General features: G+C 35.0%; 9 protein-coding genes. 8 read left to right on the top strand and 1 reads right to left on the bottom strand.

Annotation, left to right across the window (positions count from 1 at the left end):
• The first annotated feature begins 100 nt into the window (after positions 1–100).
• Complete coding sequence (locus tag MJG50_RS02230) at positions 101–2,197, top strand: methyl-accepting chemotaxis protein (protein ID WP_240252386.1); 2,097 nt, start codon at positions 101–103, stop codon at positions 2,195–2,197.
• A gap of 78 nt (positions 2,198–2,275) precedes the next feature.
• Here MJG50_RS02230 and MJG50_RS02225 read toward each other — a convergent pair whose 3' ends face one another.
• Positions 2,276–3,136: an AraC family transcriptional regulator gene (locus MJG50_RS02225; RefSeq protein ID WP_240252385.1), complete on the bottom strand. Its 861-nt coding sequence runs from the start codon at positions 3,134–3,136 to the stop codon at positions 2,276–2,278.
• Positions 3,137–3,307: 171 nt separating this feature from the next.
• Here MJG50_RS02225 and MJG50_RS02220 point away from each other — a divergent pair, with 171 nt between their 5' ends.
• The 7 genes from MJG50_RS02220 to MJG50_RS02190 all read left to right on the top strand — a co-directional run bounded on the left by MJG50_RS02220 (position 3,308) and on the right by MJG50_RS02190 (position 12,686).
• A complete protein-coding gene (locus MJG50_RS02220; protein ID WP_240252384.1) occupies positions 3,308–5,209 on the top strand; it encodes a beta-N-acetylhexosaminidase in 1,902 nt (633 codons plus the stop codon).
• Positions 5,210–5,239: 30 nt separating this feature from the next.
• Positions 5,240–6,316, top strand: coding sequence for a lactonase family protein (locus MJG50_RS02215; RefSeq protein WP_240252383.1), 1,077 nt, complete (start codon positions 5,240–5,242; stop codon positions 6,314–6,316).
• A 77-nt stretch (positions 6,317–6,393) separates the two neighbouring features.
• Positions 6,394–7,362 (top strand): ABC transporter permease, encoded by a 969-nt coding sequence (locus MJG50_RS02210; RefSeq protein ID WP_240252382.1) that lies wholly within the window; start codon positions 6,394–6,396, stop codon positions 7,360–7,362.
• Between the two features lie 28 nt (positions 7,363–7,390).
• Complete coding sequence (locus MJG50_RS02205; protein WP_240252381.1) at positions 7,391–8,287, top strand: carbohydrate ABC transporter permease; 897 nt, start codon at positions 7,391–7,393, stop codon at positions 8,285–8,287.
• A gap of 101 nt (positions 8,288–8,388) precedes the next feature.
• The gene (locus tag MJG50_RS02200) at positions 8,389–10,038 is read left to right on the top strand and encodes an extracellular solute-binding protein (protein WP_240252380.1); all 1,650 of its coding nucleotides are present in this window, start codon (positions 8,389–8,391) and stop codon (positions 10,036–10,038) included.
• Between the two features lie 93 nt (positions 10,039–10,131).
• A complete protein-coding gene (locus MJG50_RS02195; protein WP_240252379.1) occupies positions 10,132–10,836 on the top strand; it encodes a YesL family protein in 705 nt (234 codons plus the stop codon).
• Between the two features lie 158 nt (positions 10,837–10,994).
• The gene (locus MJG50_RS02190; protein ID WP_240252378.1) at positions 10,995–12,686 is read left to right on the top strand and encodes a methyl-accepting chemotaxis protein; all 1,692 of its coding nucleotides are present in this window, start codon (positions 10,995–10,997) and stop codon (positions 12,684–12,686) included.
• The last annotated feature ends 394 nt before the right edge of the window (positions 12,687–13,080 follow it).

The following is a 13,080-nucleotide window of genomic DNA, read 5'->3' as shown; positions in this document are numbered from 1 at the left end:
CTAACAAATTTTTCATGTGAATCTTACTATGTAATAACCCGATAAAGTATTTGTGGAAACCGTAACCTTATATAGGAATACAACTAGGAGGAAAGTCAGCATGAAATTCTTTGCACCAATCATTTATTTAATGAATCGTGTCAAGTATCTTGGGAAATTTAGCATAATCGGGGGATTATTGGTGATCCCAACAATCGTATTGGCATTTTTATATACGACCAATATCAATGAGGATTTATCAAGGTTAGAAAGACGTCAAGATGGAGCAAAATACAATCAACTATTAAGTGATCTTTTACAAGATGTACAATTGCACCGCGGGATGGCTGTTGGATTTCTTGGGGGAGATACTTCTTATAAAGATAAGATGGTTGCTAAGCAAGAAGAGATTACTAAGGATTTACAAGCACTAGGTCAGTTTAATGGCAGTATAAAAACTGAAAGTGAAGAGGGATTGCGAGAGCTTACAGATCGATGGAAAGAAATTGATACTTCGATTGAATCTGTTAGTCCGACTGAAGCAACAAAAATACATGCAGACTATATTCAGTCTATTTTAGACTATATTGTTGAAATTGGTGATATATCAGAAATTATGATAACAGACTCAAAAGAAAGATTGTACTTAGCTGAAAGTACAATCCAAACCTTGCCCGTTCTAACGGAAAGAGTAGGACAAATGCGTGCAAATGGGATGAATGCTATTTCTTCAACTACAGAAGATACAAGTTCACTAATTAAATTAGTAGAACTACAATCGTTAGTTAAGGAATCCTTAAGCAGCTTACAGCATGAAATTGATGTCATGGAAAATGAGCCTGAATTAGAAAAATCACTAAAAGGATTAAGCGATGAAGTTTCGACACAAACAGAGGAATTTTTAGAATTAGTAAATTCAGAACTTATTAGAAATACTGCGGCAACTATAGATATAAATGAGTATTACACACTAGCCACAAACATAATTAATAAAAACTTTGAATTATATGATCAAGGCATAAAAGAACAAATTAAACAAATGGATAAGGATTTAGGGGAATTAGATTTAGTAAGAACTCTTATTATTTCTGCAATCATTTTTGTGATTCTTTTAGTTATTTATGGATTTATCGGATTCTACCTTTCTATTCGAAGCAACATTATGAAATTAAAAAATGTTGCCGAAGAGGTGGCTGAAGGTGATCTTACTAAAGAAGTATCCTTACAAACAAAAGATGAAATGAATGATGTAGAAAAGGCATTTAATGAAATGATTCGTGGTCTCCGTCACTTGGTTAATCAAATTAATAAAAATGCTGAACTTGTTGCAGCGTCATCAGAAGAACTTATGGCTAGCTCTGAGCAAACGACAAGTGCAACAGAACATGTGGCAAGTGCGATTCAGGAAGTTTCTAGTGGGGCAGAGAGACAAATGATTGGAATTAATGAAAGCTCAAAGGCATTAGAAGAGCTATCAATCGGTGTTCAACGTATTGCAGAAAATAGTAGTGGAGTAGCTGATTTAACCAGTCAAACTGCAATACAAGCTGAAGATGGTTCAAAATCGATTCAAGAGAATCTTAATCAAATGAATAGTATTCATGTATCTGTCGCAGAGTCTGGGCAAATAGTAAAAGTATTACATGATCGTTCGCAAGAAATTAGCAAAATAGTAGAAGTAATTAAAGGAATTGCTGAGCAAACAAATCTTCTTGCCTTAAATGCTTCAATCGAAGCTGCAAGAGCTGGAGAACATGGAAAAGGCTTTGCAGTTGTTGCTGAAGAAGTAAGAAAATTAGCTGAGCAATCACAAACCTCTTCTCTTCAAATTACTGAGATTATTCATGAGATTCAAAGTGATACTGAAAGATCTGTAGAAATGATGTCAACTGTAACTGAAAAAGTAGAATCAGGCTTAACGATTTCAAAACAAACTGCTGAGAATTTTACACTTATTTTACAAGGGATGAAAGAAATTGCTCCCCAAATTGAAGAAGTTTCTGCAACCGCAGAACAAATGTCAGCAGGTACACAACAAGTTGTTGCTGGAGTAGCAGAAATTGCAAATATCTCGAAAACAAATTCAGCAACTTCGGAGGAAGTCGCCTCCTCGACTGAAGAACAACTTGCTTCAATGGAAGAAATCACTTCTTCAGCTACTGCACTAACGAAAATGGCTGCAGAATTACAAGAGTTAGTTAAAACATTTAAAATATAAAGAGTAAGGATGAAGGAGCTGATTATCTCAGCTCCTTTGAACTAATTTGTCCATCTTTAGATTCTTGCCCAATTTCTATTATTCTTTTCTCATTGATGAGGGGGAGATGTGTTTAGTATTTTTGTAATAGCGACTGAAGTAGTTGACATTGGTGAAGCCGGTTTGTAGGGCGATTTCTGTAATGTTCATGTCTGTATTCATTAATAGGTAATGGGCCTTTTCGATTCGAAGGTCGTTGATGTATTGAACAAGGCTTTTGCCCGTTGCAGATTTAAATAGACGACAAAAATAATAGGTACTTAGATTTGCAAGTTGGGCCATTTCTTCGACAGAATGCTGTTCATTATAATTCTCATCAATATATTCAATTACTTTATTTAATCGATTTAAATTTCGTAATCTCATATTATATTTTTGTGAGGACAATGACTTACTATCATGATTTCGAATTAAATAACCAATCAGCTGGTGAACAATAGATTTTACAAAGAGCTCATAACCAGGCTCTTTTTTTTGTTGTTCATTCATCATATTTTTCATAAAGGAGTTGATAACAGTATCATTTTTTATATGGCGATTAAGTAGAATATAGCTACTTGAATAGCGCTCAAGTGCAGTTGATGTTTGATAGTCTTCGATAAAATTATTATGCAAAACTGAAGGTTCGACAATCATGCAGTAATAAGAGACGTTATTACTTATACCTTCACCATAATGTAGATCATTACTATTAAAAATAAATAAATCCTGAGGGACAGCCTCATAGGTTTCAGAATTAATTCGAATATGTGCTCGTCCTTCAATGATGTATAAAAACTCTAGCTGTTCATGCCAATGGTTTTGAAATAAGACACGGTTGTTTCTGTGCTGTTCATAAGAGATCCGAATTGGAAATGTTGAATCAGTGTACAAGGGTTTTTCGTATAATGAGCGGTCCATGATAGCCTCCTTATTTTCTAAATTTTTAAAAAGAGCAAGAACGTACTATAAATGAGCAAAAGAATGAAAGCATTTACAAATTGTTATTTTTATAATGGGATAAAGTAATTCAAAAGTAAAGTAAAACAATAAAGGAATAAAAAAGAAATTTTTTAGAGGAGGAGCCAGGATTTGAAGTTGACATTGAATGGGGATATTGAATCACTTATGCCCGGGATTGAGGCGTTAAAAGAAGATCTCAGGTTTACATTAGGTGAGAACGGTATTCCAATAAATATAGAACAGCATTCAAATATAGGATTACAGGTTTATTTTAAAAATGGTGTAGGTCATATCCATTATCATAAAACAATTCACTTCTTTCGTGCATTCGGTTTATTAATTGAACATCTCTCAAATAGCAAGGAATTTGCCATAGAGGAGAGCCCTCAATTTGAGACAGTAGGACCGATGTTTGACTTATCTCGAAATGCAGTCATGAATATAAAGACATTTAAAATGATGATTCGAAAGCTCGCTTTAATGGGTCTCGATTCAGCGATGCTCTACATGGAAGATACATACGAGATAAAAGATGAACCATACTTTGGCTATATGAGAGGAAGGTATACAGAAAAAGAATTAAAAGAGATTGATGATTATGGTTATTTATTTGGTATCGAAATGATTCCATGTATTCAAACGTTGGCACATCTGGAGGAATTTTTAAAATGGGATGCGGTCAAACATCTCCGCGATACAAGAGGAGCACTACTCCTTGAAAATGAAGAAACATATACATTTATCGAAAAAATGATTACCTCTGCTTCCAAGCCATTTCGAAGTAGCCGTATTCACATTGGTATGGATGAAGCAGAAGAGGTTGGAAGAGGCAATTATTTAACGGAAAATGGATATAAGAGTCTTTTTGAACTAATGACGAAACATCTAGAAAAAGTATTGGAAATCGTTGAAAGGCATGATCTAAAGCCAATGATGTGGAGCGATATGTTTATTAAAATGGCTTCATCATCAGGAATTGACCACTACAATCTGGAAACTGAAATACCAGAATATATGATAGAAAAAACTCCGAAAAATGTGCAATTTATGTATTGGAATTATTTTCATTCAAAAGAAGAAGAGTACATTCAAATGATCCAAAAACATAAAGCCTTTGGATTGACACCAGCATTTGCAGGTGGAATTTGGGTCTGGAATAGCTTTGGAACAAATTATAGTCTATCACTGCGAGCAACAGATGCTGCACTAAAAGCATGTAAAAAGGAAGGAGTTAGAGATGTCTTTGTAACCTTATGGGGAGATGATGGTTATGAAAATAATGTTTTAACTGCACTTCTCGGATTACAAATGTATGCTGAGCATGCATATGCAAAAGAGTTAGACCGAGAGAAATTGAAGAGACGAGTTAAGTTTTGTACGGGAATAGATGAAGAATCCTTTCTTTTATTAAGCGATTTAGATGAAACTCCAGGTGTTTCAACTGAACATAAGGTTCAAACCAATCCTTCGAAATTCCTATTGTGGCAAGATGTGTTACTTGGATTATTTGACAAACATATTGAAGGACTGGAAATAGGATCACATTATTTAGAGTTAGAAAATCGAATCAAAGAGCAAAGAAATAGTGAATACACTCTTGATTATATTTTTGAAGTTCCTGAAAAGCTTGCTTCACTATTAAGTGTGAAGTCAGAAATCGGTCTAAAGCTTAAAAAAGCATATGATCAACGAAATCTTTCAGAACTTCGGCACATTGCAACAACAGATATTCAAGTGATTATCCAAAAATTGAAGGCACTGCATCAAGCACATCGTGAACAATGGTTCAAAATAAATAAACCCTTTGGTTGGGAAGTAATTGATATTCGTTATGGTGGAGCAGAAGCGAGACTTAATACGGTTATTAAAAGAATTATCGACTTTGTAGGTGGACATATCGATCAGATTGAAGAACTTGAAGAAACAAGGCTTTTTTATAGTCAACATCCAGCAGAAGGAATTGGCTGGTGTAGCTACTATTATCGAATGGCATCACCTAATGTATTCTTCCACGTCCTACCAATTTCATAATATGCAGCATTAGTCAGACGAGGTGACATAATGGAAGTAAATCTTACTCATAGTAGATATTATTACGTAGTAGTCGGATCATACGGGGCGAATGATGAGCAAGCAATAGAAATCTTAAAATTTGATTCCGAAGAAGGCAGTTTAATGAAGATTGGTTCCACAACAGGAATTGAAAATCCTTCATTTCTAACGATAAATCGAGCAAATAATAGACTTTATTCCGTTAGTGAAGTTGAGCAAGGTGAGGTCGTATCATACGGGCTGGATTTAGGTAGTGGCCAGTTAGTAGAAATGAATCGGCAAAAAACGCAAGGATCACACCCTTGCTACATTAGTTTAGAAACAAACGATGGTTGCTTGTTTGCTGTGAACTACGGAGGAGGGAGCATTAATATTTTCCCTCTCCAAGAGGATGGGAGTATTGCACCATTATCAGATGTGAAGTACTATACCGGTTCAAGTATTGTAGAAAAGCACCAAGAGCAATCACATCCGCACGCGATTGTTAATATTCCAAACACTAATAAATTCATTGTTACTGATTTGGGGACAGATCTGCTCTACGTATATGAATTACAATTACAGACTTGTAAATTCCAGTTGGTAGAAGAGGTTACAATACCTGCTGGATCTGGTCCAAGGCATCTAGTGGTTCATCCTGAAAGACATAATATCTATGTTGTTCATGAGTTAAATTCTTCATTATCGGTTTTTGCATATGATGAAGGGGGAGAATCGCTTCAGCTTATCCAAACGATTGGAACTTTAACAGAAGAGTTTGATGGCAGTAACTACTGTGCTGACATCCACATCTCACCAACTGGAACACATTTGTATGTATCGAATCGTGGTCATCATAGTATTGCAACATTTGAGATATTAAATGATGGACAGTTAAAGCTCATAGGAAATACATCCACGATGGGAGAGTGGCCGCGAAATTTTGCAATTGTACCGAATGGTAAGTTTTTATTAGTTGCCAATCAACATTCTAATTCGATTGAGGTTATGAAAATCCCTGACGATTATGTACCAACAGAAATGGATAGAAGGTATTCTGTTAACCAACCAGTTTGTCTACTTGTTATTCCAGAGCTATTAAAATAGCTCTGGAACAAGTAGTTGATTTTAAGAATCATTGTAAGCGGGTACAAAATTAATAGAGACATAGAGAGGGGGATTCTATGAGTGAATTAGCACGAAATAAACCAAACCAAATTATACCCACACCACAAATTAAAAGGGATAGTACAATCAGAAGATACTTTAAACAGTTCGATCTTCAGTTGATGGTTATCCCAGGAATAATTATTATCTTACTTTTTAACTACCTGCCAATGTATGGAATTGTTATGGCCTTCCAAAAGTACGATATATTTAAGGGTATTTTTGAAAGTCAATGGGTAGGTTTTGCAAACTTTCAAAAGTTCTTTAATGATCCGAAGTTTTTTGAAGTGATAAGAAATACTTTAGTTATAAGTGGATTGAAAATTTTAATTTGCTTCCCTGCACCAATTTTGTTGGCATTAATGCTGAATGAAGTAAGGAAGATGGTATTTAAAAGGGTTGTGCAAACAATTACGTATTTACCACACTTTTTATCATGGGTAATTGTTGCCGGTTTTACAATGTCTATACTATCAGCAGATAATGGGAGTTTGAATATATTACTAGAGAAATTAGGTATCATTGATGAACCAATTAATTTTTTGACTAAGTCTGAATACTTTTGGTCAGTTATTGTGACCACCAATCTTTGGAAGTCAATTGGATTTTCATCTATCGTTTATTTAGCTGCAATTGCTGGGATTGACCAACAAATGTATGAAGCAGCATCACTGGACGGAGCAAGTAAATTCCAACAAATTTTCTTAATTACCCTTCCATCAATTATGCCTATTATCGTGATTTTCTTCATCTTGGAAATTGGAAACCTACTAAATGCCGGATTTGAGGACCTATTACTTTTAGGTGATAGTTATGTATTGCGTAACGTGTCAGAAGTACTTGATACATATGTATACAGGGAGGGTATTACTAGATCTATGTATTCATATGCAACTGCAATCGGATTATTTAAAGCAGTTATCAGTATTGGGTTACTTACTTTGGCAAACTATCTCGCAAGAAGGACAGGTAATAGCTTATGGTAAGTATGGGCAGAGAGTGGGGTAAATCACTTTGAATAAGTTGAGTTTTAACGACAAATTAATGATGGTCTTCATCTATTCATTTTTGACTCTATTAGCACTTTCAGCATTTTATCCGTTTTGGAATGCATTGGTTATATCATTTAATTCTGGGAAGGATACGATGCTCGGTGGAATTACTATATGGCCACGTGTATTTACATTAGAAAATTATGAAGTTGTTTTTCAGGACAAACGATTGATGAATGCATTTATAGTATCAGTGTCAAGAACTATAGTCGGAACAGTATTATCTGTATTTTTAACCGCTCTTCTTGGTTATGGATTATCTAAGAAAGAGCTAATTGGACGAAATAAAATTATGATTTATTGCTTAATCACAATGTTCTTCAGTGGTGGGTTAATCCCAACATTCCTAGTTATTCGTGGTCTTGGACTTATGGATACATTCTGGGTAATGATCATCCCAACATTAATATCTGTATGGAATATGATCATATTCCGAACGTTTTTCCAACAACTTCCTGCTGGACTTGAGGAATCAGCTAAAATCGATGGGTGTGGATATTGGGCAACATTTTTAAGAATAGTACTACCATTATCAGGTCCAGTTATTGCAACTTTAGCATTATTTACAGCTATTTTTCACTGGAATGATTGGTTTTACCCAAGTATCTATATTAATAACCCAGATTTAATTCCAATCCAAACTTTGTTGAAACAAGTATTAAATTCTAATACTGTAACCTCAGCATTAGGACAACTTGATGCCGGTGCAGCAGCCCATATGATGAAAGCTGCAACGATAACAAGTAAATCATTATCGATGGCAATTATGATGGTTGCTACACTACCAATTATTTGCGTATATCCATTTGTTCAGAAGTACTTCGTTAAAGGTGTCTTAATCGGTTCGTTGAAAGAGTAGAACTTAATTTGGTTTAGAGCATTTTTGCTTTAAATATATGAAAAAATGTATTTTTCATTTTTTGAAAAATGCAAAACCTTAAAAAGCGAGGGGGAAAAGAAATGAAGGGAAATAAGAAGTTTTGGTTGTTCGCTGTGATCCTGCTTCTGACTTTTGGTGTATTGGCAGCATGTTCAAAAGAAAAGGTAGACGGGGATAGCGGAAAAAAGGATCCAGTAAAAGAAGAAGATCCAAAGAATAGTGAGTCATTTGTGCTAGGATCTGAACCACTAGAAATTACGATGTTTGGTAACTATGATTGGTATACAATGCCAAAATGGGGCGATGATATCGCAACAGCTGCAATTAAAGAAAAGACAAAGGTTAACGTTACTGCTATTGATAGTGGTGGAGACGCTAAAGCAAAACTTAGCACAATGATAGCAGGTAATGACCTACCAGATTTCATCTGGACTGAAAAAGGTGCAGATGTTGAAAAATTAAGACAGGCAGGCAAACTAGTTCCTTTAGATCAATATATGGATAAGTACACAAATCTAAGAGATTGGTTAACTGAAGATGCGTTAAATATGCTTCGTTCAGAAGATGGAAAGCTATACCAATTCCCGAACTGGTATAACTCTAAGCCATTTGGTAATGCAGGTTGGTTAGTGAACAAAGGAATCTATGAGGACCTTGGTTCACCAGAACTTAAAACACCTGAGGATTTATATGCTTATTTGAAATTAGTAAAAGAAAAGTATCCAAATGTAATTCCTTTTGAAACAGATGTTGACTATGGTGGAATTGAAGTAATCTATTCAGCATTTGCTGAAGGAAGAACACCAAAAGATATTAAATATCGTTCTGTTGCTCAAGGCGATGAATTAACATCTTTATTCGATAATGAAAACTATATTGAGTCATTGAAGTTCTCAAGTAAATTATTCCGTGAAGGATTAATGTCATCGGATGCTTTAACACAAGACCGTGATATGGTTACTGAAAAGGTAACAAGCGGACGTATTGCTGTATATGCATCAGCAAGTCCAACAGACTTAGGTAAAGATGGGCATGCATACTTAAAGAGCAAAAATCCAGATGATGGTTATATCTTTATCGAGCCAATTGCAAAAGAAGGACTTGATCGAAATAAAATTCATCCTGGTGCATACGAAATGTTAGGATGGAACGTAAGTGTTATTACAACTGATGCAGAAGATCCAGAAAAAGTATTTGCTTTCCTAGACTGGTTAACTGGTCCTGAAGGAAATACAATGATGATATTCGGTCCAGAGGGCAAATATTGGGAAGGCTTTGATAGTGAAGGATTCCCGAACTTTACAGATGCATATGTAACTGATAAAGAAGGATTAGCAAAAGTTGAAACTGACACTATTAACTTCCAGTGGCATGGTAACTCGAATTTCCTAGATAGTGCTAAGGCGAAATTTGAATTAACACTAGACGAGGATCAAATGAGTTGGACAACGTACTGGCAACAAAAATTACTATGGAATACTCAATTGGACACAACTGAATACTATGGTATCGTTCCTATGCCTGATACGCCTGAAGGTGAAGCGGATCAGCAAATTAAAGAAATTTCATTAGCTACTATAGCAAATGCAGTAAATGCCAAGAGTGATGAAGAGGTTGAACAAATCCTAGCACAAGCATCTAAAGATGCAGAAGCGGCTGGATATAGTGACGTATTAAAATGGCAAACTGAAAAATGGCAAGCTAATCTTAAAAAGCTTGGGAAGAAATAAAAGCTAGAAAATTAGATGCTAGAAATGAAATACGAAGGGTGTACTTAAATGTATGCCCTTCGTTGGTTATAATTCAATTTAGGAGGATTTATTATGGAACTTACTGGTATTTTTAGTAAGTTATATGACATATCAGAATGGATTATGAAATTTATGATGTCTAATATTGTGTGGATGGTTTTTAATCTTCCAGTTATTTATCTTGTCATAAGTCTATTCTTTGTTAAATCGGTGCAAGACGCGTATGTCTTGTTATTAGCAATTGTGATATTACTTCCATTCTTTACATTTCCAGCAACCTCGGCATTATTTGCAATCATGAGATTATGGATAAAAAATGATGAGAGTGGGCGCTTGTTGCCAAACTTTTGGAGGTTCTATAAAGAGAATTACGTTAGAAGTATGGTAGGTGGGCTATTCTTCGGAATTATTTGGTTCTTGTGGATTATGAATGTAAGACTTGCAACAATAGAGTTTGGATCAGCACTTTTCTATATGTATACAATTCTTACAGTTTTTCTATTTACTTGGACGATGCATTTCTTTTCAGATACTATTCATTTTACAATACCTTTCTTTTCGTCAATCAAAAAAACATTGTTTATTGCAATTGGCTTTATTCATTTTACAATTCCATTAGCAGGAGCTACTGCATTTATCTATTATTTCTTATATCAGCTACACCCCATTTTGCTTTTCTTATTTTCAGTACCACTAACTGCATATACTTTTTTCTTCGGTTATCACCACATAGTAAAACGTGCATTATCCATGGATAGTAATATCGTATCCAATTGATTAAGCTTGGCATCTAGATATTGATAATGTTCCTCCTTATATTTTGGCTGTGATTAAGTTCACATGAAGAAAGACCTCCATACCCTATAATTATATTAGAATAATAAATTGCGGTGCAGATACCGTTCTAATATAAGTTAGGGAATTGGAGGCTTACCATGAAAATGACAATTAGTAAGAAACTACTTGCAGGCTTTTCTGGGGTATTATTAGTTTTAATCGCTACGGTTTTACTAAGTTACATTCAGATTAAATCCGTTGATAATACGTATAGTAATTTAATAGATGACAAGGTTGAAAAACTTTTAATCATTAAAGAATTGGATGTTGCTGTAAAGGCAGAACAAGTAGGCTTACGTGGTTTTTTAATTTTAGGGGATGAAACTGCATTAGCTAGTTTTAATGATGCACACGAAAAATACTTGAAATCTAGTAAGAGCTTAGGTGATATAATCACACATTCAGAAGCTAAAGACTTATTAACAGAACTGAATCAAATTCAGGAAGAATATTATCAATTTTCCCAAGAAGCATTTCAACTTAAACACGAGGAAAAAACAGATGAATATACAAAATTAATATCTTCAACAGGACGCAGTCTTGTAAAAAAATTCGATGACAAGATTCTTGAACTTACCGAATTTCAACAAAATTTATTAGATATGGGTAGTGCTGATACAACAGCAAAGGTGAAATCAGTCATTTTAATAGTACTTGCATTAGGTGTGGCAGCTATTTTAATAGGTATTATCATAGCTACATATATGGGGCGTATAATTTCGAAACCGTTGATAGCAATTGCCAATTCTGCAGTAAAAATTTCATCAGGTGATTTAACTGTAGATGAAATTAATATAAAAAATAAAGATGAAATTGGTGAGTTAGCTAATTCGTATAATCAAATGTCTAGAAGTCTTCGTGATATCATCCGACAAGTTGGTTCAAATGCAGAACATGTGGCGGCTTCAGCGGAACAACTAACTGCAAGTGCAGGCCAATCTAATGATGCAACAAAACAAATAGCAGAAACCATGCAGACGGTAGCTATTGGTGTTGATAAGCAGGTCTTAAGTGTTGAAGAAACATCTCAAGCTATAACGGAAATGTCAATTGGGGTTCAGCAAATTGCGAATAGTGCACAAGCTGTGTCTGAAACTGCAATCGAAGCAACTATTAGGGCTTCAGAAGGTGGTCAATCGATACAAACAGCAATTGAACAAATGAATTCTATTAATCAAACCTTTAATAGTTTATCAGAAGTGATTAAGGGATTAGGTGTTCGCTCAGGAGAAATCGGTCAAATTATTGAAGTCATTACTGGAATAGCTGGTCAAACCAATTTATTAGCTTTAAATGCAGCCATTGAAGCAGCTCGAGCAGGAGAGCATGGACTTGGATTTGCCGTAGTTGCAGATGAAGTTCGTAAGTTAGCTGAACAATCTGCTGATTCAGCTCATGAAATCTCACAATTAATTTCTGTGATACAGGAAGAAACCAATAAATCAGTTCAATTGATGGAATCGGCATCTAATGAGGTTATGTCCGGTATAAACGTTGTGAATACTGCTGGTAAATCCTTTGGACAAATCGAGTATTCTGTAAGTGATGTAACATCACAAATACAGGATGTCTCAGCTGCAGTTCAGCAAATGTCTGCTGGTGCAGAACAAATTGTGAAGTCCGTACAATTTATCTCCGAAGTGTCAGACGAAACTGCATCTGGAACTCAAGAGGTATCAGCATCAACTGAAGAACAATTAGCATCAATGGAGGAAATTGCGACATCTGCTAGTGCATTAGCGAATATGGCAGAAGAACTACAAGAGTTAATTAGTCGTTTTAAATTATAGGAAAAATATTTCAAGAGGCTGAGGCCACGGTAAGTGAAGTATTTTGACTGAGCATTTCATTACTTTCATAACTATTAAATAAGTAGCCGAACTAATTCAGATAGCAAGTATGAATTGGTTCGGTTACTTTTATGCGTAAAATACTTTTTCTCAGGCTAATTGAGGTATATTTCTAGTCATTCGGTGGTTTCATGAGTTACTATCTGCCTTCAAAATATGGTATCCGGCGGGATTTGAAGATAATCCGGCCGATTCGGCAGTTAATTCGGCGAGATTTGAGGTTAATCCGGCCGATTCGCATAATAATCCGGCGGGTTTTTTAATTAATCCGGCCAACAACCCTAATTTATGGAAATACTTCTTTCCCAAGCTGTTTTTCAATTTAATAGGTTAT

The sequence above is a fragment of the Fredinandcohnia quinoae genome, from assembly GCF_022427965.1.
Lineage (GTDB): Bacteria > Bacillota > Bacilli > Bacillales > Bacillaceae_L > Ferdinandcohnia > Ferdinandcohnia quinoae.
Note: the sequence above shows the minus strand (reverse complement) of the source record. Positions and strands in the feature narration are given on the sequence as shown.

Coding starts and splice junctions, on each gene's coding strand:
- MJG50_RS02230 (WP_240252386.1), top strand. CDS start 101: ATGAAATTCTTTGCACCAATCATTTATTTAATGAATCGTGTCAAGTAT.
- MJG50_RS02215 (WP_240252383.1), top strand. CDS start 5,240: ATGGAAGTAAATCTTACTCATAGTAGATATTATTACGTAGTAGTCGGA.
- MJG50_RS02190 (WP_240252378.1), top strand. CDS start 10,995: ATGAAAATGACAATTAGTAAGAAACTACTTGCAGGCTTTTCTGGGGTA.
- MJG50_RS02195 (WP_240252379.1), top strand. CDS start 10,132: ATGGAACTTACTGGTATTTTTAGTAAGTTATATGACATATCAGAATGG.
- MJG50_RS02210 (WP_240252382.1), top strand. CDS start 6,394: ATGAGTGAATTAGCACGAAATAAACCAAACCAAATTATACCCACACCA.
- MJG50_RS02200 (WP_240252380.1), top strand. CDS start 8,389: ATGAAGGGAAATAAGAAGTTTTGGTTGTTCGCTGTGATCCTGCTTCTG.
- MJG50_RS02225 (WP_240252385.1), bottom strand. CDS start 3,136: ATGGACCGCTCATTATACGAAAAACCCTTGTACACTGATTCAACATTT.